We start from the raw sequence: 20429 nt of genomic DNA, 5'->3' as shown, positions 1-20429 counted from the left end.
TCAAACGCCGAAGTCGTATGTTTTGAAGTATCGTGCGCTTTCAAGCATTCGAACACCATACCAGAACATTTCTCCGTCAATTAGCTGAATTGCGGAATCCGGCAGTAATTCTTGGAACTGGATTTGTTGTTTTTCTTTAAATGGGTAAGGCTCTGATGCCAATAAAACGAGATCAAGCTGAGCTTCTTTAAACTGCTCTTCTGTCACGACAGGATAGCGGTCATTCGAATCAGCAAAAGGTGTCACGAAGCCGATTCGCTGAAGCAGTGTATTGATGTATGTATCTTTTCCAGCTACCATATACGGCTTTTTCCAGATGACATAGGCAACACGAGCGGCAGGGAGTTCGGGCAGCGCAGTGAATGCTTGTTGGATATCAGAAACAAGTGATGCGGCTTCCTTCTGGCTATCTGTCAAATCACCCATATCTGTCATCATCCGATACGCATCGTCAATCGTTTGGACCTCGGCTACATACACTGGATAAAAGGCCGACAGTGTCTCGACCATCTCTTTCGTATTTTCTTCTTTCTCCATGATGATCAAATCAGGTTTTGCAGCATGAACCTTCTCAAGCTGTAGATCTTTTGTTCCTGCTACCGCCTGAACTTCTTTTGCTTTCTCGGGATAAATACAATAACGTGTTCGTCCGATGACCTCGTTTTCAAGACCAATCGCGAATAAAGTTTCGGTAATGCCGGGGCATAAAGAAATGATACGCTTCGGCGGAAACTCATACTCAACTGTGCGTCCTAAATGATCGATGATTTCTTTCTTCAATTAGTGGATGACCTCCTCGACATAATAGTTGAAGTAACAAACTTCTCTATAGAATCGTCCTACTTGCAACGTACCTGAAAGGTAGTCGATTGTAAAGTCAAAAATCCTCGCCTCGAATTCCTTTTCATTCAGCTGGTTTTTGTTATAATTGGAACGAAGACCAAGTGGAATAAGGTGAAACGATTGACTATAGTGCTAACTATTTTGTTCATGGCGTTTATCGGGGCATTGATTGGCGGAGTAACAAATCACTTAGCGATCAAGATGCTTTTCAGGCCGCATGAACCAAAATTTATTGGAAAAACCCGTTTGCCGTTTACGCCAGGCTTAATTCCGAAACGACGCAATGAGTTGGCAACGCAGCTTGGAAAAACGGTGACGAATTATTTGCTGACACCAGATCTGTTCCGGAAAAAAATGTTGACACCTGCAATGAAAGAACGCGCCGAACTATTTGTTCAGGGTAAAATGAACCAATATGTCTTGCAATCGGACAAGACGTTGAATGACTGGCTCGAGCTTGCAGGAGCTTCTGAACTTCCGAATCAAGTGGAGGATAAACTGCTTGCGTTGATCGATCGTCAATTGGATGACATGAGATTAAGGGTGACGACAGGTACAGTGGAAGAAGTCGTGCCGTTGCGTTGGCAGCAGCAAGTAGAAGATAGAATTCCGCTCGCGTCGGATTTTTTGTTGCAGCGCGCAGAAAGATTCATTGATTCGGCGGAAGGAAGACAGACGTTCCAAAAAATGATTGACGACTTTCTCAATTCAAAAGGGACGTTTGGCGGAATGCTGAATATGTTTTTCGGTGAATCGGAATCTCTAGTCGGCAAGGTGCAACGAGAAGCGTTGCGTTTTGTTGGAGCGCCAGGAACGAAAGAGTTATTGGATAAGCTGATCTGGAAAGAATGGCGGAATATCCAGCAACAGCCGATGGAGCAATTGACTGCAGATTTTGATTTTGATAGTGTGTTCAGCTCGGTGAAGCGCTATGCACTTGACCAATTGGCACTGAGTGATCGATTGGATCACAGTCTAGCTCATTACTGGCCGAATGGAACTGCATGGACAGCCGAAAACGTCACGCCGAAAATTGTCGGATTTTTATTCGATCAGGCGGAGTTGCAATTGGAGCAGTCTTTGAAGAAGCTGAAACTGGATGAAATGGTGAAGGAACAGGTCGACACATTCCCTGTCGCTGTGCTGGAAGATCTAGTGCTCGGTATTTCACGTAGGGAATTTAAGATGATTACGGTTCTTGGCGCCTTACTTGGCGGCGTGATCGGAATCGTGCAAGGAATTATAGCTCTTACATTGAATGGATTTTAGGAGGAGATTTAAATGTCGATTAATATTTATGATGATATGAACAAATTGGAATCTACATTGCGCAAGACGGATGAGTATTTAGCGGTGAAATCTGCGATGGAGGACGTCAAGAGCGATGAGGAAGCTCGTGTTTTATTTGAAAGCTTCCGCGAGATCCAAATGAATTTGCAGCAAAAACAAATGGCAGGCGAGGAAATCGCAGGCGAAGAGCTGGAACATGCCCAGAAGACTGCCCAGCTGGCTCAGGAAAATCCTAAAATCATGACGATGCTAACAGCAGAGATGAAGCTAAGCGAATTGATTGAGGAAGTAAATCGTGTTGTACTGAAACCAGTGCAAGACTTGTATGAAAGCTTCAATTAATACTTTATCTTTATTCAGCAGAAGACTCCCACCTCTATAAGTGATGAGATGAATGCGATTCTATTACCTGTACAGCGGGTGTTCAAACGCCCGCTGAACTAAGATAATGCCTCTGGCGGATGTCATGGATTTTGTAGGGAGTTAATCGTGCACGCACGATTCAAAATTCAGATGCAATCATGCCAAGGTGTGATTGATTGGAAACCGGCCTCTGCCGGTTTTTTTCAACAGATGGAGAGTAGGAGAGAAACATGCAGCAACTAAATGTAAACGAACAGTTCCCGCAAGATTGGATCCGAATGTTCACCCATTTGGCCAATTTATTTTTTGAGCAATCGAAGATCGGGACAGAAACTGTAGACGAGGCAACCATCAACATACGATTTTTTGAGCAATTTGAAGAGAAATCTCCGAGCATATCAGCGCAATTGCAATGGAATGGCCAACGACATACCGCGCAATTTGCAGAAGATGCTTTAGAGACTGACGAAAAAGAGCTACTGCGCCAAAAGAAGAGAATGTATTCTCATGTCTTATTGGAGGTATTAGAACAAGCGACAGGTATGGTACAGGAATGGGGTATTTTAACCGGTATCCGTCCCACCAAACTCTATCATATGTACCGACAGGAAGGAAAATCAGTCGAAGAAGCGCTGGCATTATTGAGGAATCGTCACCGAGTTTCGGCACGAAAGAGTGATCTGATTGCACAAATTGCAGATGTCCAGCTGAATGCGCTGCCTGATTTGTATTCGTTGAAGCGGGAAGTCAGTATTTACATCGGCATTCCATTCTGTCCAACAAAATGTGCCTATTGCACCTTTCCCGCTTATGCCATTCACCGGAAGAATGGGCGCGTAGAAAACTTCTTGGACGGTTTACATGAAGAGATGCGGGTCATCGGAGACTGGCTGAAGGAACATGATATCCGGATCACAACGATTTATTTTGGTGGCGGTACGCCGACATCGATCGAGGCAGATGAAATGGATGCACTCTATCAAACGATGGTTGACTCCTTTCCCCATATGGAGCAAGTGCGGGAAGTGACCGTGGAAGCGGGACGGCCTGATACGATCACCATTCCGAAACTCGAAGTACTGAAGAAGTGGGGGATCGACCGAATCAGTGTCAACCCACAATCCTATACAGATGAAACGTTGAAAGCAATCGGACGTCACCATAGTGTGCAGGAAACCATCGATAAGTATTGGCTATCTCGCGAGCAAGGCATGCGCAATATCAATATGGACTTAATCATCGGTCTGCCGAATGAAGGTCTCGCCGAGTTTGAGCATTCATTGGCGGAAACGGAGAAGATGCAGCCGGAATCATTGACGATCCATACGCTGTCTTTTAAAAGAGCTTCGGAAATGACACGTAATAAAGATAAGTATCAAGTGGCTGATCGCAAGACGGTTGGTCAGATGATGAAGCGTGGCGAAGAGTGGGCGAAAGACAACGGCTATATACCGTATTATTTGTATCGCCAGAAAAACATTTTAGGCAATCTTGAAAATGTCGGCTACTCCAAGCCGGGAGAAGAGAGTCTCTATAATATTTTAATTATGGAAGAAGCACAGACGATTATCGGTCTAGGTTGTGGAGCATCGAGTAAATTCATGGACCCTGCCACCGGTAAACTGACGCAATTTCATAATCCGAAAGAACCTGCAGCCTATATACTAGGATTTGAAGACGCCATCGATCGCAAAATAGCGTATTTAGATGGATTGTTTCCTTCTGCTGAATCCATAAAATAAGTTTCAATCCCCAGTCATAAAGTTGGCTGGGGAATTTTTGTGAGAAAATTATGCAAACGGTCAGAGGTTTGTGTATAATGGAGTGAATGAATGACCATTCACACAAAAGGGGGAATTGATTTTGGTAAAACAGATCGAAGTGGAAATCGAAGGTAGATTAGCAACTGTGACATTTAATCAGCCGGATGTCATGAATGCGATGGATGGCCAGATGATGAGGGAATTGGCGGATATCGTCGATGAACTGAAAGGGAAATCTTCTGTGCATGTTGTATTATTCCGAGGAGCAGGACGTGCGTTTTCAGCAGGTGGAAATGTTAAAGCGATGCTCGACCCAAGTGGACCGATGAAAATGGAGGATATTATGGTCGACTTGTCGAGATTGGCTCTGTCGATGTACAGCATGCCCCAAATCACGATTGCATCGGTCCATGGTGCAGCAGCGGGACTTGGTTGCAGTATAGCGATTGCCTGTGATGTAGTGATTGCGGAAGAATCGAGCAAAATCGCGATGAATTTCATTGGAATCGGTTTGGTACCGGATGGCGGAGGTCATTTCTTCCTGAAGGAACGAGTCGGCACAGCGAGAGCGAAGCAGCTGATTTGGTCGGGTGAAGTGTTAGATGGTAAACGGGCGATGCAAATCGGACTCATTGATCAAGTCGTTCCAGATGGGGAAGCGTGGAATACAGCAGGGCAGCGTGCCCAACAAATCTTGAATTCACCGACAGCTTCAATGGCGGTATCTAAACAAATTTTACATGCGGCCGGTGTGGCGGAGCTTGAAAGAATCGTGGAATTAGAAAGTAAAGCACAAGCAGCAATGCGAAAGACTTCCGATCACCGTGAAGGAATACAAGCATTCGTTGAGAAAAGAAAACCAAGTTTTACTGGGCAATAAAGAAGTGAACAAAAAATAGACGCGCAATTAGCTGCGCGTCTGAAATATAATGTATCCTTGGTGGATTTCAGAAATAGATTATTTATATTTAGCTGCTGTTTCTCGCCAAGAGAAATAGCCTTTTTCAATCGCTCGTAATAATAGTTCGGCTGAAGCTAAGTTTGTGGCTAACGGAATACCGTAGACATCACACAGTCGCAGCAAGGCACTGACGTCCGGTTCATGTGGCTGAGCTGTGAGCGGGTCGCGAAAGAATAAGATCAGATCTAGCTGCCCTGTAGCAATCATCGCCCCAATTTGCTGATCTCCGCCAAGCGGTCCAGACATGAGTCGACTTATTGAAAGCTCTGTTTCCTCCATGATACGTGTACCTGTTGTACCAGTAGCATAGAGATCATGTTTAGCAAATATTTGTTCATAAGCAATTGCGAAGTTTACCAATTCAGACTTTTTTTCATCATGGGCAATTAACGCGATGTTCAAACCAGTCACTTCCTTCTACGAATTATTGACGAAGATAGCGTATCATAAACAGCGCGAAAAATCTCGCTTTTCTGAGAGCGAAGAAAAAAGAAAAATTGGAAGATAGATTTAGTGGGTAGAAAACAATTAATATTAAATGAATCGATTTACATTAAATGTGAATTAAAGTTTTTTAATTATTGTTTCCCGGGAAATAATATCGATTTTAATCAATAGAAACTAGCTGTTTAAGAAGTCATTTCAACTGATTTCTTGGACAGCTTTTGTTTGTCTTGAGGGAAGTTTTATGTCCCTCTTCTAGCGCTAATAATTTTTTCTGCGCTACTGTTTTGACATAGTACTGTTAAGAAGAAAACGCGAACTGAAAGGGTTTTGAGTCTCTGTATAGAACTAACGTTCCTGACGAAGAACTTGACGTGTTTAGTAGTCTCCACTATCTGAATCCGAAAGAAAAGGTTGTCCCGGAAAGACATCCCGTCTTTTCGGACAACCTCTTTTTTATACGTGGAATAGTAATAGTTTGCCGCGCGGTGATGCAAGGCGGTGTGTGCGTTCCGATAAATCTTTTTCAGTGAGCAGTTGGCGTCCTTGCTCCTTTGCGACCTCATCATTTTCCGCTGTGAATGATTCTTCTGTAATCAAAGTGCCGTTTTTCTCGTATGCAGTCAATTTGTAGGTTTTCATTTAATCTCCTCCATATGCTTTTATTCAGTATACTATGAATTTATTGAAATGAATAGCGATTCATTTTAATTTTTATGTAAAGTGTATTTGACATTATATTAGAGGTAAAGTAAACTTTACGTAAAGGTTGCTTTACTTCTTGTACGGAATGGCAGATAAAAGGAGGATGTCAGTGAATAACTATATCAAAGCTAGAAGGTTGGAAATGAGGTGGACGCAAGATGTGCTGGCAGAAAAATTGGACGTCTCTAGGCAGACGATCATTTCATTAGAAAAAGGGAAGTATAATCCGTCTCTGATATTAGCTTTCAAAATCGCTGCATTATTTGATTGTCGTATTGAGGACATTTTTATTTATGAGGAGGAATAAGTATGTACGATGGATTTAATACTTGGTCTTTTCTGCTGGGATTGCCGCTTGGCTTGGTCATTGCCGGAATTGTATGGTTCATCAATTGGAGAATAGGAAAAAAACAACGTCGTTATGATGAACGATACCGGAATATCCATAGGCAAGCACGATCTTATTCATGGCTTGCTACCACTGGGGCAATTTTGATTGGTTGGATGGTTGCCATGCTGTTGGAGGGACCAGGTTTAGCTTTCTTCATTTTAACTGCTATTTGGGTTATTCATATGACGTCCTATGGAGTTGGAGCGGCCATAGCGAATAGTAAAAATTAATTTAGAGGGGGATTTTATATGTTACCATCTAGCTCTGGACTCTTAGGTTTTTTAATGGGGTTTGGCACTGTGTTAGCAATTGCAGTGTATCTGCGCCGGAAAGGAAAAAAACAACGTCTCTTTGATGAACGCTATGAAAAAGTCCATGCTAAAGCTAGAACGATTTCTTGGGGGATAACGATAATTGTATTGGCTGCGATGTGGCTTGGAGCTTTGTTATATGAGGGAATTCAGCTTGCCTTTATTTTACTTTCCGTGGCATATGGAATCATGTTGATATCTTATGGAATCGCAAGCTTAGTGATAGATAAAAGAGAATAGTGAAACAATTTGTTGGTAGAATCCGTAGAACTAGAAAGAGAGAATGAAAGGAGACTGTGAGTATGGCTTTGCAGCTGGAACAGGTGACCAAAAGATTTGGAGACTTTACTGCGGTTGATCAATTATCGCTGATGGTAGAAGAAGGGACAATGTATGGTTTTTTAGGGGCGAATGGAGCAGGTAAGACGACGACATTCCGGATGATTCTTGGATTGCTGAACACGACAGAAGGGTCCATTGCATGGAATGGGCGGACGATCTCATATGAAACGAGCCCTCAAATTGGATATTTGCCTGAAGAGCGAGGTTTGTATCCGAAGATGAAGGTGCTGGAGCAATTAATGTTTCTTGGTCAATTACGCGGTATGGATAAAGTCAGTGCAAAAAGTGCATCATTCCAATGGTTGGAACGTTTTGAAGTCCCTCACTATACGAATAAGAAAGTGGAAGAATTATCAAAAGGGAATCAGCAGAAAATCCAAGTGATTGCGTCATTAATGCATAACCCGAAGTTGCTTATTCTCGATGAACCATTTTCAGGACTTGACCCAGTGAATGTGGAAATGTTGAAGAAGGCGATTGTTGATTTCCGCAACAATGGAGCGACGATTTTATTTTCCAGTCACCGAATGGACCACGTAGAAGAGTTATGCGAGCAACTTAGCATCATTCATCATGGCCAGCAACTCGTCAGCGGAAAACTGCGTGATGTTAAGCGTTCATTTGGTAAACAAAATGTTCGAATTCGTTCGGATTTTCCATTGGAAGGAATGGAGTCAATGGATGGCGTCATCACTTCCCATCACTCATTAGAAGGTGCAGTGTTTCAGGTGGAGGATGAAAAAGTTGCGAATGACTTATTACAGGCGGCCTTACTAAAAGGACCAATTCGTCATTTTGAAATAGAAGAACCTTCTTTGCAAGACATTTTCATTGCGAAAGTGGGGGAAGAGCATGCGTGAGTTTTGGATTATTTTCAAACAGAGTTTTATGACGAAAGCAAAAACTAAATCATTTTTTATTACGACGCTTATCATGGTTGCAGGAATTTTCCTTTTTGCGAATTTGCCGAGTATTATTGATAAGGCGGGTAAATTGATAGGAGACAGCAAAGAAGATAAAGTACTTGTTTTAGATCAAAGCGGTATGTTGGCTGAGCGTTTGCAACAACAGCTCAAGCAAAGTGATGAGGAGATTAAAGTCGAGCTTGCGGATGAACCGAAAGAACAGTTGTTAAAACAAGTGAAAGAGGAGGACATCGAAGCATTCATTGAATTGGATTTGGACGCAACGCAGACCATTCAAGCAACGTATACGACAGCAAGCTTGGTGGATAACTATTTGCCTTCTGCCTTACAAGATGCATTGCAATCGATTCAGACAGAAGTAAAAGCAGAGCAATTATCGCTGTCCGGTGAACAAGTAGCTACTTTGTTTGCGCCGATCCAATTTGAAAAACAAAATATTTCTGATTCAGCTAAGTCAGAGGACGAACTGAATCAGGCGCGAGTGCTAGTTTATGTGCTGATGTTCGTCATTTATTTTGCGGTCATTATTTACTCTTCCATGATTGCTACAGAAGTGGCGACGGAGAAGTCTTCGCGTGTAATGGAAATCTTGATATCGAGTGTATCGCCGGTTAAGCATATGTTTGCGAAAGTGCTGGGTATCGGATCATTAGGGATTGTTCAGATTGTGGTTTATGGATTGGCGGGATTCATTGCGTACAAACTTTCTTCGATGGGAGAAGAAAATGAACTTTCCGCATTCTTCAGTCTAGAAAATTTACAAGTCAGCACGTTAGTCTATGCGGTGATTTTCTTCTTGTTGGGGTACTTTTTATATGCCACACTGGCAGCGTTGCTTGGTTCGCTTGTCAGCCGTACAGAGGATGTCCAGCAAATGATCATGCCAATGTCATTGCTCGTGGTAGCGGCATTCATCATTGCGGCAACAGGTCTTGGGAATCCTGAGCTAGGCTATTTGAAGATTGCTTCGTTCATTCCATTCTTCACACCGCTCGTTATGTTCTTGCGTGTCGGTATGTTGGATTTGCCGTTATGGGAACCCTTGCTTTCGATTGCCATTATGGTTGCGACGATTATCATGCTCGGCTGGTTTGGAGCGAAGGTCTATCGTGGCGGGGTGTTGATGTACGGTCCATCGCGCTCATTGAAAGACTTGAAAAAAGCAATTCAATTAGGGAAAGAATAATATACTCTTAGATGTCAATGGTTTTTGCCGAAAGAGATACGGTTTTGATAAAGGCTTTGTCATCTAAGAGAGAGAAACTGCGTTATGAGCGCTAGTGATACTGTTATGATCGAGTACAGGCAGTTAATGATCACAGGCAAACGCATGATACAATAAAAAGAACAAGGGCTGTTCCGAAGAAGAAATCATTTTTAAATGACTTTCGGGGCAGTCCTTGTTTTTCATGCTCTTTTCAGTTGGAGATGGCTTATGGTAAAATAGAGAACGAGTATTCGTGGGAGAGGTGCATTTATGGAGACGATCCGATTTTTACATACAGCTGATCTGCACTTGGACAGCCCCTTTAAAGGCATGGCTGCCGCCGGGCCGGATGAATTGCTTAGATTGCAACAATCGACGTTCACGGCATTTGATCGCTTTATAGATTATGCAGTGAAAGAACAGCCAGACTTTATCTTAATCGTCGGCGATGTATATGATGGAGAAGACCGAGGCTTACGTGCGCAAATTCGTTTTCAGCAAGGAATGCAACGGCTTTTTGATGTTGGGATTCCTGTATTCGTAACGTATGGAAACCATGATCATTTGGCAGGTAATTGGACAAGAGTCTCATTGCCGGCTAATGTGCAGGTATTTTCAGAAGAAGTAGAACAGAAGCAGATGACTGTAAAGGGGAAAGATGTGTTCTTGCACGGCTTTAGTTATCCTCAGCGGCATGTGAGAGAACCGATGATCGAGAAATATCCTAGTGCGCACGGTGAAGGTATTCATATTGGTTTGCTGCATGGCAGTGTGGCGGGTGATTCCGCGCATGCTGTGTATGCACCGTTCACTATCCGTGAATTGCAGGAAAAGAACTATCACTATTGGGCGCTGGGACATATCCATAAGCGTCAGCAGTTAGTGGAATATCCTCCCATCGTTTATCCCGGAAATTTGCAGGGACGGCATCGGAAAGAACAAGGAATAAAAGGATTTTACGATATTTCGTTATCCAGTGAAAAAGCATCTTTAAAGTTTGTTGAGACTTCGGATATTGTCTTTACTGAATTGACTATTTCGTGTGAAGGGATTGAATTTGCGGATGCTTGGTTGACGAAGTGTCAGGAAGCGATCGACGGGCTGGTTGCCGAGTCAGGAAGTGTGGTAGTGGAACTGGTGATGGAGCACGTCGAGGGACTGGCTGATGATCTGCAGGGGGCATCTACTGAATCGGAATGGCTGGATGTATTAAGGGAACAATATAGCGGTATGGAGCCGTTTGTGTGGATTTCATCAATTGAATGGCCCTTGGTTACGAATAGGGAGTTGCCGAAAGCTTTGCTGGAACCTATAGAACAAACAATAGAAAAATGGGAGCAGGACGACTGGAACAATCTTGTGAAAGATGTATACAGTCATCGGGCAGGGCGTTATTTGGAACGTTTGGAACCACATGATATAGAACAATTGAAACAGCAAGCGGCTGCTTTATTGGCAAATGAATTGCTGAAGGAAGGATGATCAAATGAATATTCGAAAGATCGTCCTATATGGGTTTGGTCAGCATGAGAATGTAGAAATCAAATTTTCTAATGGCATGAATCTTCTATATGGTCCGAATGAAGCGGGCAAGACGACGATTCAGCAAGCGATTCTTCATATTTTATTCGGATTCCCGCAAAAGAATCAGCAAGAACTTCGCTATGAACCGAAAACAGGCGGAAAGTATGGCGGTTGTCTTTATGTAACGGACGCAGAATTTGGCAATTGGATGATTGAACGAGTGCGAGGTAAGTCCTCGGGTGACGTCAGAATACAGTTTGAAGATGGACGGACGGCAGGGGAAGAAGAGCTGAAACATTTATTGAGAGGCTATGACCGCCAGGCGTTTGAAGCGATCTTTTCTTTCTCGCTGTTTCAGCTGCAAGGTCTCGACAAGATGGACGAAGATGAACTGAGCCGCACCTTGCTGGCATCTGGCACTACAGGTCTCGACACGCTGTGGAAATTGGAAAAGAAATTAGAAAAAGAAACAGCCGGCTTATTTAAGAAGTCCGGAAAACTGCCGCTAATGAATCAAAAACTAACGGAAATAAAAGAACTTGAACACGCAATCCAAAACGAACAGCAGAAACTTGCAGCCTACGAACCGTTAACGCAACGGCAACACCAATTGACAGAGCAAGTGAAAGCCTTGCGACTGGAAGAACAGCAGCTGCATGTACAAGCGGATGAACAGATGACCGCGATGCAGATCGTCCCGCTGCAACAACGACAGCAACAACTTTTAGAGCAATTGGCCGAGTATCCAAGCGGGGACTTCCCGGCAGACGGTATTCGAAGGTATGAAGAGCTAGCCAGCAAACAGGCGGAATTGGAAATAAAAAAGGCTCGTTTAGAAAAAGAACAGCAACAATGGCAAACTGAACTAGTCGGGTTGCGACCAGAAAGTGAACGGCAGCAGTTGGAACGTTGGGTGGCTCAAGAAGCAGAATGGCATCGCTTGCGAACGGACACGCTCTCTGCTGAACAGGAAATCCGATTGCTCGCGACGAAAAAACAACAGCTGACACATCGTCTGGCTCTGACAGAGGCTCAGTTATCAGCTATCGAACAGATGGATATTTCAATTCAGAGAGAGCGTCAATTAGAACCGCTAGTGCAGGAACAGGCTGAGGCGGAGCAACAATTGACAACACTGAATCGTATGCTTGCAGAAGCGGAAAGTGAGCGCCAGGAAGCAGAGCAGCGGAAAGAACAGCTTGAACGCCAAATTATCACAGAACAGGAAATGAAGAAGCTGGCGAAATGGCCTGAGTTGAAACGGCAACTTTCAGAAGCGAAACTTATGCTGTCTGTAGCGAATCAGCAGCAATCATCGGAGCGCCTGGTTCCATTATTCTTACTCGTCATTGGTCTCATTATTGGAGTATATGGTATATGGCAACAGCAGTGGTTCATCGCGATTTTAGGCGTGATCAGTTTGGCTGTCGGAATGTTTCTAAGGAAAAAGCAACCAGCTACATTGGAAGAACAACGAACTTTTATTCAAGAACATGAATCATTGGCCGCTGAGATGGAGAGCCTGGAGGAGCGCTTTGAAACACAGCAGCGAACCCAACAGCAAGTATATACAGAGATTGAAAGGCTGGACCGTAAATTACAGAAACTAGCTACTGAGATGGAGCAATCACATCGGCAAAAGCAGCAAGCAATCGGTGCGTTGAAAAAAGCCGTACAAGATGATCCGATCGATCTGACATTCAACATCCAAGAGAGCTTCCGTTTGTTGCGTGAGCTGCAGGACACGTTAGCAGAGCAACACACATGGCAGCAACGTTTGGAGGCAGGAAAACAACAACTGCAAAACCAAATGGACGAGGTCGAATCTTTGATTGGACCTGTAGCGGAAAGTGCATTGTATGAACATTTGCGCCAAGAACTGATGGATCAGAAGGAACTGCTTGGAAAGTACTACAACCAACAGCAAACCCTTGAAGATCTTGATGGTCAGTTGCAGGAAACGAATGCACTTTTGAAGGCAGTACAACAAGAAATCCAGGAGTTGTTCGACCGGACGGCTGTGTCAGAGAAAGAGCAATTTTATACTGCTTATCAAAATGATCAAAATGCGCAATTACTGAAGCGGCATCTAGCGGAGATTAATTCACAACTCTCGATGTATACAAAAGAACCTCTGAAAGTCGACTGGACGTTACCTGAGCTTGAACGAAGCCGTGAACAGACAGCGCACCGTCTGCAAGCTATCCGCAAAGAAGTGACCGTGTTAGTGGATGAGCAAGTGAAAGTAGATCATGAGCTTGCACAGATGGGAACGAGTAAGACTTTCAGCGAGCTCCAGCAAGTGTTCGAAGTAAGAAAAGCGGAACTCGAGGAACTGGCAAAACAATGGACGGTTCGAAAAGCAGTAACGGAAGCCATCAGGCAAACGATGAGTGAGTGGAAAGAACATCAATTGCCGGCTGTTTTGGAACTGGCAAATGAATGGTTTAGCCGTTTAACTGCATATCGATATCGCACACTTGGTTTAACTTCAGAAGGATATTTCCAAGCTGCGGCGCAGAACGGTCAGAAATTTATGATCAATGAACTGAGTCAAGCGACAAAAGAGCAGGCTTATCTTTCATTGCGGCTCGCATTAGCTTCCGCTCTGTCGGATCGTGCACCATTTCCTATTATTATGGATGATCCATTTGTTCACTTTGATAATGAGAGACTTTCGCGTATGATAGAAATTATTAAAGAGTTGCAACCATCTCATCAATTTTTATATTTCACCTGCCATGAAGAAATGAAATTGAAATGGACGAGTGACGTACATAAAGTCGAGATTGGAACAAGGGTAAAAGGAGAGATCCAGTTATGAAAAAATTATTGGAACATCAAGTAGGAGAGCCTGTTGATCTATTTCTCTTGATTAAACAGGCTACAAAAGGCATCACCCAACAAGGAAGCCCATTCATGACACTGATTCTGCAAGATAAAAGCGGAGATCTCGAAGCAAAACTATGGGATACTGGTGAAGAACAGGCACAGTTGTATCAGGCAGCGACCATCGTCAAAGTAGGCGGCGAAATCCATGAATATCGTGGCAAAAACCAATTACGTATTAAAGCGATTCGTCCGATGAAGGAAGAAGAAGGCGTTACGATCGCGGATCTGGTCCCATCTGCTGAAAAAAGCAAAGAAGTGCTCTTTGAAGAGTTAATGCAATATTTCTTTGAGATGAAAAATCCAGATATCCAGCGCGTCACTCGTCATTTATTGAAAAAACACCAAGCGGATTTTATGTTGTATCCTGCTGCGACAAGAAACCATCATGACTATGTAACTGGTCTGCTGGATCACGTTGTGTCCATGCTAAAGCTCGGTAAGGCGATTGCAGAGCTGTATCCAACACTGAATAAAGATTTATTGTATGCGGGAATTATTTTGCACGATATCGGAAAAGTTATTGAGCTTTCCGGCCCAATCGGTACACAATATACGATCGAAGGAAATCTTCTCGGCCATATTACCATCATGGTGAATGAAATTTCGAAGGCGGCTGAGGAACTCGAGATCGATGGTGAAGAGATCATGCTGCTGCAGCATATGGTATTGTCTCATCACGGCAAAGAAGAATGGGGCAGCCCGAAGCGGCCTATGCTGAAGGAAGCTGAAATCCTGCATTATATTGATAATATTGATGCGAAGATGAATATGTTGAATCGCGTCATGTCCAAAACAAACCCAGGTGAATTTTCTGAGCGTGTATTCCCGCTCGACAATCGATCGTTTTATAAGCCGACATTTGAGTAATCCGGTAAATAGATTAAAGAAAACTCCCGTGATAATAATATCATGGGAGTTTTTATCATCTTATTTACTTTCTTCTTTTCCTTCAGCTTCTGCGTCTTTTGAATCTTTTTGTTCTTCTTCGACGTCAGGAGTTTCTTCAGAATCTGCTGGTTGTTCTTCCATCTTGAACAAATCGAGTGCAGATTTTAGATCGCTGTCTTTAATTTTAACGTCAGCCGCTTTCACCAAATCGGATACTTTTGTTAACAATTCATTCTCATCTGCTTTTTCCATCAAAAGTTCCTGACGAATCTCATCTTTCTTTTCATCAGTGATCTTCTCATCTTCTTTTTTACGCTTTTCTTTTACTTCGATAATGTGGAAGCCGTGTTCAGATTGAACAGGTTCACTGATTGTACCTGGTTCAAGGTCGTAAGCTGCATTCCAGAATTCAGGAACCATAACTCCGTAACCGAACCAGTCTAGATTTCCGCCTTCTTCTTTAGAACCTGGATCTGTAGAGTATTCTTTTGCGACTTTCGCAAAGTCCTCACCTTTGTCCAGTTTTTCTTTTACTTCTTTAGCTGTTTCTTCGTCTTCCACAAGAATATGGCGAGCGTTGATCTCGGATTGAGACTCCTCGATGCGCTTATTCAGTTCTTCATCAGATACTTCAATTCCATCAGTCAATGCAGCCTCTTGTAACATATTCAGGCGAATCATTTTCTTGAAGCTATCAGGTGTTTGTCCTTGTTGTGCCAAGAAGGCTTCGAAGTTATCGCCAAGCTGTTCTTTATTCTTGTCGAACTCTTCGTCAACTTTTTTCTCATCGACTTTATACTTATCTTCAAGAACTTTTTCGAGAACAATCATCTGCAATGCTTGTTCACCAACGGAATCTTTCATCTCTTTATAGAATTCTTCTTTCGTCACATCTCCTGCTTTAGATGTCATGACGACTTCGCTATCCCCATTGCCTGAACATGCAGACAATGCTGCAACGGATGCTGCAAGTGTAAAAGCTAAAATTTTCTTTTTCATCAAATAACTCCCCTAATCTAAATGTCATTTCAAGATATCACTATAGCATAAAACGTTTGAAAAACAAAAAGGTTCCTTCTTTTTACAACGCCCAACCGCTTTTTTCCACTTTCGCATAAGATACAGTGTGAAAGGGGGTGCCTTCATGAGCGGTTATAATCACGGCGGGGCAGGTACATCCGGCTTTGCTTTAATTGTTGTTTTGTTCATCTTGTTGATTATTGTTGGTGCAGCGTACTTGTATTAAAAAAAGCCCTGCCCCGTGAGCGGGGCGGGCATACATAATCATTTTAAGCGTGAAAGAAAACTTCCACATATAAAGACAAGATAAGGATTGTGATGAGAATATTAACAGTCCGATAGATTTTCGGCTGCTTCTCTTCTGGAATCTCTCTAGATTGGCAAAGAGCAAATGTCATTTTATTAATTTGAAATAAGTAGAACAGTGAAAATAGAATGGTAATTGTGAGAACCATTTTAAACCTCCTCATTATGCGTCTATATTATCATATCAGAGTATGCGAGTAAAAGAAAAAAACCGAATTGATTAACGGTGGTTCTTATGTTTCCACTTCTGTTTTCTGAAGATAATCTTCTTGATCTTCATAAGTCTTCTCGATATTCTGAAAACCGCGTTCGAAAATATCCATGAAATCATCCCCGTAAATATTGCGAAGAACGGACATTACCTCTAAGAACTCTGGGAATTTTCCATAAATATCTCTTATCGGCAAGGAACCTTGGAGGATACTGTAATCTTCATTATGGTAATTGGCGTTCATTTTAATCAGCAGGTCCTTTCCTTCTTCCGTTACAGTCACATATGTATTGCGTCGATCGTCATTTTTTTTGGAGAAGTAGAGGAGTTCTCGCTGTTCTAGTTTTTTAGAGAAGTTGAACGCGGTAGAAACATGCATCACACCAAATTTAGCGATATCGGAAATTGTGGCGCCTTCTAGATGATAGGCAATCCATAAAATATGGTGCTCATTAATATTTAGATCATAAGGTTTGATCCATTGCTGCCAGTCTTTTTCAACAGCCTTCCATAATGCTTTGGACATTTGGGCGACGCGCTGATTGAAGATCATGGCATCTTTACGTGTAATATTCTGCTCTGCCATCGGGGCACCTGCTTTCTTGTCAGTCTTTTTATTTATTATAGCAAAAAAGCAACAAATAAAAAAGACGGAATAATAAAATAACTAATGCTAGGTGTAAGTGCCTACAGAATATGGTCGACATTCACGACGATATTCTGCAGCCTCTCCTTACACTTTGATCAGCCAGGTGGTTGAACTGATACACAGAGGCGATTTATCCAGCCAAATTAACGATTGCTAATGGACTTTTCAAGGTCCTCTAAAGCAATTTGGATTGCAGAGATCTCTTTTTCCAAACGCTTTTTATTGTGTTCAGTTGAACGCTTCCAGTCGGCTACGGAGTCTTTCATTTCCTCTACAGTTTCTGGAACCAGTTCTTTTGTTTCCTTTGTCAAATCTGTGACAGAATCCTTTAGATCCGCTACTTTACCTCTGACATCTTTCAACTTATCTTTCATCTCTAGCGAAGCTGTTTTTACACTGGATCGCAACTCGCTGCCAGGTTTTGGAGTTGAGTATAGTACTGTAATGGCGGAAGTGACAGCACCTGCCGCTAAGCCGATAAAGAATGTAGACGCTTTCATGTAGAAAACACTCCTTTTGAAGGTTATTATTTTATTAAAGCATGCAAGCCACGGATGGGCAAGAAAAGATCGTACATTTATTATGCAGGAGAAAGCTTTCCTAAGGAAAAGCTTTCATCAAAACATCTTATGCTTGTAATCTCAATTTAATATTATTTGCTAACTCAGAAACGACTTCCATTGGGAATTGTTCCACTTTCGAATTGAATTCAGGTTGGAAACCATCCGATTTATCATAGCGAGGAATAAAATGCATATGAAAATGAAATACAGATTGCCCGGCAAAAGAACCGTTATTCTGTAACAGATTCAACCCGACAGGCTGAAATTCTTCTTTCAATGCGTTTGCGATTTTAGGAGCGACTTTAAATAGGTTGGAAGCCTCTTCTTCTGTCAATTCATACAAGTTTTCACGGTGTGTTTTAGGTATGAGAAGCACATGACCTTTAGTGACGGGCATGATATCCATAAACGCGATGACATGCTCATCTTCATAAACTTTTTCACCCGGGATGGAGCCTTCAACAATTTTGCAGAAAATACATGAGGTCATTTCTACACTTCCTTTCATGTTTGGATGTATTGTAGCATATTTTCTGATAGTTAACGAAGGCAGACAGAGCAATTTTATATTTTCTTTGCTAAAATGAAAATGAAGATTGGAGGAACTATAATGGCAATTCTAGAACTAGAACACGTAACAGGCGGTTACACGCGCAAGCCGGTTTTGCACGACCTTTCATTCCAGATAGAAGAAGGGGAATTGGTTGGTTTGATCGGTCTGAACGGCGCGGGCAAAAGTACAACAATCAAACATATTATCGGTGTGATGAATCCTCTACAAGGTCAAATCAAAATTGACGGAGCAACATTTAGCGATAAAGCACATTATCGGCAGTCATTCAGCTATATTCCCGAAACGCCGGTTCTATACGAAGAGCTCACTTTACAGGAGCATCTTGAGCTGACTGCGATGGCGTATGGATTGGACAAGCAACAATTTGAAATACGTACGGAACAGTTATTGAGGGAATTTCGAATGGAGAAACGTTTGAAATGGTTTCCTGCCCACTTTTCTAAAGGTATGCGGCAAAAGGTCATGATCATGTGTGCCTTCTTAGTGGAGCCAAAACTATATATCATCGATGAGCCATTTGTCGGTTTAGACCCGCTGGCGATTCGAGCGTTGCTGGATCAAATTATTGAGCGCAAAAAAGCGGGTGCATCCATTTTGATGTCCACACATGTCCTTGCGACAGCGGAAAAATATTGCGACCGAATCATCTTGCTCCATGAAGGCCGAGTCCGTGCGAACGGTACAATGGACGATTTGCGTAAAGCGTTCGGGCGCCCCAATGCAACGTTGGATGATTTATATATTGCGATGACCGAGGAATCTGATTATGAACAGCATGCATGATATTTGGGGACAGCGATTCTTTCATTATGTCAATGAATTGCAGAAATATATGCGCTATGTATTCACCGGACACCTTGCAATCGTCTTCATGTTTGCAATCGGAGCGGGCGGATATGCCTACAGCGAATGGTTGAAAGAAGTGCCGGTCAGTTTTCCATCTGCATTGATCGTATCCTTCATTATCGCATTGATCTTAATGAAATCTGCACCCACGACATTGCTGAAGCCTGCTGATATCGTCTATTTCTTGCCGTTAGAACATCAATTGCCAGGTTACATGAAACGCTCACTGTCATGGTCTACATTTTCGCAGTTACCTTTGCCGCTCATTGCTGTGGTCGTGTCTCTTCCTTTATTGAAAGCTACGGAAGTAGGGACAGGTATTGACTATATACTAGCTGTGTTATTGATTATTGCATTGAAAGGGCTATTTGTTGGTACAGAATACAATGTTCGAATTGCCAACAATGAATTTGTCTGGCCAGATCGTATGATTCGCTTCGTGTTGGCGTTTTTGGCGATTTATTTCGGATTGACTTGGAGTCCCATTGCGTTCATCGCAGGCATCTTAGTGGCGATCCTCTATACAAAGTGGTGGGAAAAACAAGCTGTTCAAAAGCCATTTCCATATGAGCAGTTCATAGAGTTGGAACAAAATCGAATGATGCGTTTTTATCGATTTGCCAATTACTTCACGGAAGTACCGCATCTAGTCGGTTCCGTCAGTAAACGGAATTGGCTAAAGTTCGCAATGAAAAGTGCGACATTCGAACGCCGAGATGTACAAGCTTATCTTGTCGGGCGCACGTTCATCCGGACCGACGACACATTCTGGCTATGGCTCAGGCTGACTGTATTGTCGGCGCTTGGTGCATTTCTGATTCCTATACCTATCGTCTCTTTCATCTTCGTCGGCGCATTAGCATTCGCGACAGCGGTACAGCTAATCTTAGCGCTTGAAGGCGGAGTTGAGTTTACGATGGATCAGCTTTTTCCGGAAGAAGAGGAAAAGTCCCAGAGTAAGGCTGTTCGCGCGCTTGTAAGAAAGTTAATCATGCTGCAAGCCATCCTCCTCCTGTTGGCAGCGTTGCCATTGTACGGATTAAGTCCGATTCCGGTCCTTATTGCAGTAGTTGCAGTTATAATCGGTGAGGCTACTATTCGTTTGACGAAAGAGCAGGAAGTAGAAATTTAGTTTATGCTGCTGGGTTAGAAAAGGTGCAAGGCACAGTGTGTGGCGGGAGTATGGTCACTGAAAACACTTCGGCGCTTGCGGATGGCTCTACAATGAGCCAGTCAGGAAGATCGCCTGTCTGTCCCATTTCTCCGCCTACCGCTTGTAAGGCGCCTGCGTTTAGTAAGCGAAAGCACTGGGTATCTAATTGTATATTGTCCTCCGACTAAGAAGCCGGATTCTGAGGCTATCTCAATTTTAAACACTACACTCATTATTTTGACGATTCTAGCGAAGCC

General features: G+C 42.9%; 23 protein-coding genes. 15 read left to right on the top strand and 8 right to left on the bottom strand.

Features of this window, described 5'->3' with window-relative positions:
• On the bottom strand, positions 1-780 hold the full coding sequence (locus H7J92_RS10415; protein WP_221836881.1) for an ABC transporter substrate-binding protein: 780 nt from the start codon (positions 778-780) through the stop codon (positions 1-3).
• A gap of 174 nt (positions 781-954) precedes the next feature.
• Here H7J92_RS10415 and H7J92_RS10410 point away from each other — a divergent pair, with 174 nt between their 5' ends.
• The 4 genes from H7J92_RS10410 (at position 955) to H7J92_RS10395 (ending at position 5139) form a co-directional block, all read left to right on the top strand.
• On the top strand, positions 955-2112 hold the full coding sequence (locus tag H7J92_RS10410; RefSeq protein ID WP_343228088.1) for a DUF445 domain-containing protein: 1158 nt from the start codon (positions 955-957) through the stop codon (positions 2110-2112).
• A 12-nt stretch (positions 2113-2124) separates the two neighbouring features.
• Positions 2125-2475, top strand: a complete 351-nt coding sequence (locus H7J92_RS10405; protein ID WP_078817880.1) for a YlbF/YmcA family competence regulator — start codon at positions 2125-2127, stop codon at positions 2473-2475.
• Positions 2476-2726: 251 nt separating this feature from the next.
• Positions 2727-4238 carry a coproporphyrinogen III oxidase gene (locus tag H7J92_RS10400; protein WP_221836879.1) on the top strand — a complete coding sequence of 504 codons (1512 nt, stop codon included), beginning with the start codon at positions 2727-2729 and terminating at the stop codon, positions 4236-4238.
• 115 nt (positions 4239-4353) lie between these two features.
• Positions 4354-5139, top strand: a complete 786-nt coding sequence (locus H7J92_RS10395) for an enoyl-CoA hydratase (RefSeq protein WP_009498303.1) — start codon at positions 4354-4356, stop codon at positions 5137-5139.
• A gap of 78 nt (positions 5140-5217) precedes the next feature.
• Here the strand turns inward: H7J92_RS10395 and mgsA are convergent, their stop codons facing one another.
• Positions 5218-5622 (bottom strand): methylglyoxal synthase, encoded by a 405-nt coding sequence (gene mgsA / locus H7J92_RS10390; RefSeq protein WP_040759538.1) that lies wholly within the window; start codon positions 5620-5622, stop codon positions 5218-5220.
• A gap of 498 nt (positions 5623-6120) precedes the next feature.
• Positions 6121-6306, bottom strand: a complete 186-nt coding sequence (locus H7J92_RS10385; protein ID WP_078817882.1) for a YhzD family protein — start codon at positions 6304-6306, stop codon at positions 6121-6123.
• A 166-nt stretch (positions 6307-6472) separates the two neighbouring features.
• Between H7J92_RS10385 and H7J92_RS10380 the strand changes: the two genes are divergently transcribed.
• The 8 genes from H7J92_RS10380 to yhaM all read left to right on the top strand — a co-directional run bounded on the left by H7J92_RS10380 (position 6473) and on the right by yhaM (position 14829).
• Positions 6473-6676: a helix-turn-helix transcriptional regulator gene (locus H7J92_RS10380; RefSeq protein ID WP_143759401.1), complete on the top strand. Its 204-nt coding sequence runs from the start codon at positions 6473-6475 to the stop codon at positions 6674-6676.
• Positions 6677-6678: 2 nt separating this feature from the next.
• Complete coding sequence (locus H7J92_RS10375; protein WP_078817883.1) at positions 6679-6990, top strand: hypothetical protein; 312 nt, start codon at positions 6679-6681, stop codon at positions 6988-6990.
• Between the two features lie 18 nt (positions 6991-7008).
• Positions 7009-7311 (top strand): DUF2178 domain-containing protein, encoded by a 303-nt coding sequence (locus H7J92_RS10370; protein WP_221836876.1) that lies wholly within the window; start codon positions 7009-7011, stop codon positions 7309-7311.
• Between the two features lie 62 nt (positions 7312-7373).
• On the top strand, positions 7374-8273 hold the full coding sequence (locus tag H7J92_RS10365) for an ABC transporter ATP-binding protein (protein ID WP_078817884.1): 900 nt from the start codon (positions 7374-7376) through the stop codon (positions 8271-8273).
• Positions 8266-9525: an ABC transporter permease gene (locus H7J92_RS10360; RefSeq protein ID WP_078817885.1), complete on the top strand. Its 1260-nt coding sequence runs from the start codon at positions 8266-8268 to the stop codon at positions 9523-9525. The genes H7J92_RS10365 and H7J92_RS10360 overlap by 8 nt, the downstream gene beginning before the upstream one ends.
• A gap of 291 nt (positions 9526-9816) precedes the next feature.
• Entirely contained in the window at positions 9817-11028 is a 1212-nt protein-coding gene (locus tag H7J92_RS10355) for a metallophosphoesterase family protein (RefSeq protein ID WP_078817886.1), read from the top strand.
• Positions 11029-11032: 4 nt separating this feature from the next.
• Positions 11033-13894 (top strand): ATP-binding protein, encoded by a 2862-nt coding sequence (locus H7J92_RS10350; protein ID WP_221836874.1) that lies wholly within the window; start codon positions 11033-11035, stop codon positions 13892-13894.
• Complete coding sequence (yhaM, locus tag H7J92_RS10345; protein ID WP_009498293.1) at positions 13891-14829, top strand: 3'-5' exoribonuclease YhaM; 939 nt, start codon at positions 13891-13893, stop codon at positions 14827-14829. Before H7J92_RS10350 ends, yhaM begins: the two co-directional genes overlap by 4 nt.
• 60 nt (positions 14830-14889) lie before the next feature.
• On the opposite strand, the gene H7J92_RS10340 is transcribed toward yhaM, so the two are convergent.
• The gene (locus tag H7J92_RS10340) at positions 14890-15849 is read right to left on the bottom strand and encodes a peptidylprolyl isomerase (RefSeq protein WP_009498292.1); all 960 of its coding nucleotides are present in this window, start codon (positions 15847-15849) and stop codon (positions 14890-14892) included.
• A gap of 145 nt (positions 15850-15994) precedes the next feature.
• On the opposite strand from H7J92_RS10340, the gene H7J92_RS10335 reads away from it, so the two are divergent.
• Positions 15995-16096 carry a YjcZ family sporulation protein gene (locus H7J92_RS10335; protein ID WP_139366000.1) on the top strand — a complete coding sequence of 34 codons (102 nt, stop codon included), beginning with the start codon at positions 15995-15997 and terminating at the stop codon, positions 16094-16096.
• Between the two features lie 43 nt (positions 16097-16139).
• Here H7J92_RS10335 and H7J92_RS10330 read toward each other — a convergent pair whose 3' ends face one another.
• The 4 genes from H7J92_RS10330 to H7J92_RS10315 all read right to left on the bottom strand — a co-directional run bounded on the left by H7J92_RS10330 (position 16140) and on the right by H7J92_RS10315 (position 18089).
• Positions 16140-16325: a hypothetical protein gene (locus H7J92_RS10330; RefSeq protein ID WP_040759532.1), complete on the bottom strand. Its 186-nt coding sequence runs from the start codon at positions 16323-16325 to the stop codon at positions 16140-16142.
• An 84-nt stretch (positions 16326-16409) separates the two neighbouring features.
• Positions 16410-16973, bottom strand: coding sequence for an HTH-type transcriptional regulator Hpr (locus H7J92_RS10325; protein ID WP_009498290.1), 564 nt, complete (start codon positions 16971-16973; stop codon positions 16410-16412).
• A gap of 206 nt (positions 16974-17179) precedes the next feature.
• Positions 17180-17536 carry a YtxH domain-containing protein gene (locus tag H7J92_RS10320; RefSeq protein WP_009498289.1) on the bottom strand — a complete coding sequence of 119 codons (357 nt, stop codon included), beginning with the start codon at positions 17534-17536 and terminating at the stop codon, positions 17180-17182.
• Positions 17537-17663: 127 nt separating this feature from the next.
• Positions 17664-18089, bottom strand: a complete 426-nt coding sequence (locus tag H7J92_RS10315) for an HIT family protein (protein WP_040759529.1) — start codon at positions 18087-18089, stop codon at positions 17664-17666.
• Positions 18090-18209: 120 nt separating this feature from the next.
• Between H7J92_RS10315 and H7J92_RS10310 the strand changes: the two genes are divergently transcribed.
• Complete coding sequence (locus H7J92_RS10310; RefSeq protein ID WP_078817889.1) at positions 18210-18956, top strand: ABC transporter ATP-binding protein; 747 nt, start codon at positions 18210-18212, stop codon at positions 18954-18956.
• A complete protein-coding gene (locus H7J92_RS10305; protein ID WP_221836871.1) occupies positions 18940-20151 on the top strand; it encodes an ABC transporter permease in 1212 nt (403 codons plus the stop codon). The genes H7J92_RS10310 and H7J92_RS10305 overlap by 17 nt, the downstream gene beginning before the upstream one ends.
• The last annotated feature ends 278 nt before the right edge of the window (positions 20152-20429 follow it).

The organism is Sporosarcina aquimarina, from assembly GCF_019748715.1.
GTDB lineage: Bacteria > Bacillota > Bacilli > Bacillales_A > Planococcaceae > Sporosarcina > Sporosarcina newyorkensis.
Note: the sequence above shows the minus strand (reverse complement) of the source record. Positions and strands in the feature narration are given on the sequence as shown.

Coding starts and splice junctions, on each gene's coding strand:
- H7J92_RS10405 (WP_078817880.1), top strand. CDS start 2,125: ATGTCGATTAATATTTATGATGATATGAACAAATTGGAATCTACATTG.
- H7J92_RS10400 (WP_221836879.1), top strand. CDS start 2,727: ATGCAGCAACTAAATGTAAACGAACAGTTCCCGCAAGATTGGATCCGA.
- H7J92_RS10385 (WP_078817882.1), bottom strand. CDS start 6,306: ATGAAAACCTACAAATTGACTGCATACGAGAAAAACGGCACTTTGATT.
- H7J92_RS10380 (WP_143759401.1), top strand. CDS start 6,473: ATGTCAGTGAATAACTATATCAAAGCTAGAAGGTTGGAAATGAGGTGG.
- H7J92_RS10375 (WP_078817883.1), top strand. CDS start 6,679: ATGTACGATGGATTTAATACTTGGTCTTTTCTGCTGGGATTGCCGCTT.
- H7J92_RS10370 (WP_221836876.1), top strand. CDS start 7,009: ATGTTACCATCTAGCTCTGGACTCTTAGGTTTTTTAATGGGGTTTGGC.
- H7J92_RS10365 (WP_078817884.1), top strand. CDS start 7,374: ATGGCTTTGCAGCTGGAACAGGTGACCAAAAGATTTGGAGACTTTACT.
- H7J92_RS10360 (WP_078817885.1), top strand. CDS start 8,266: ATGCGTGAGTTTTGGATTATTTTCAAACAGAGTTTTATGACGAAAGCA.
- H7J92_RS10355 (WP_078817886.1), top strand. CDS start 9,817: ATGGAGACGATCCGATTTTTACATACAGCTGATCTGCACTTGGACAGC.
- H7J92_RS10350 (WP_221836874.1), top strand. CDS start 11,033: ATGAATATTCGAAAGATCGTCCTATATGGGTTTGGTCAGCATGAGAAT.
- yhaM (WP_009498293.1), top strand. CDS start 13,891: ATGAAAAAATTATTGGAACATCAAGTAGGAGAGCCTGTTGATCTATTT.
- H7J92_RS10340 (WP_009498292.1), bottom strand. CDS start 15,849: ATGAAAAAGAAAATTTTAGCTTTTACACTTGCAGCATCCGTTGCAGCA.
- H7J92_RS10335 (WP_139366000.1), top strand. CDS start 15,995: ATGAGCGGTTATAATCACGGCGGGGCAGGTACATCCGGCTTTGCTTTA.
- H7J92_RS10330 (WP_040759532.1), bottom strand. CDS start 16,325: ATGGTTCTCACAATTACCATTCTATTTTCACTGTTCTACTTATTTCAA.
- H7J92_RS10325 (WP_009498290.1), bottom strand. CDS start 16,973: ATGGCAGAGCAGAATATTACACGTAAAGATGCCATGATCTTCAATCAG.
- H7J92_RS10320 (WP_009498289.1), bottom strand. CDS start 17,536: ATGAAAGCGTCTACATTCTTTATCGGCTTAGCGGCAGGTGCTGTCACT.
- H7J92_RS10315 (WP_040759529.1), bottom strand. CDS start 18,089: ATGACCTCATGTATTTTCTGCAAAATTGTTGAAGGCTCCATCCCGGGT.
- H7J92_RS10310 (WP_078817889.1), top strand. CDS start 18,210: ATGGCAATTCTAGAACTAGAACACGTAACAGGCGGTTACACGCGCAAG.
- H7J92_RS10305 (WP_221836871.1), top strand. CDS start 18,940: ATGAACAGCATGCATGATATTTGGGGACAGCGATTCTTTCATTATGTC.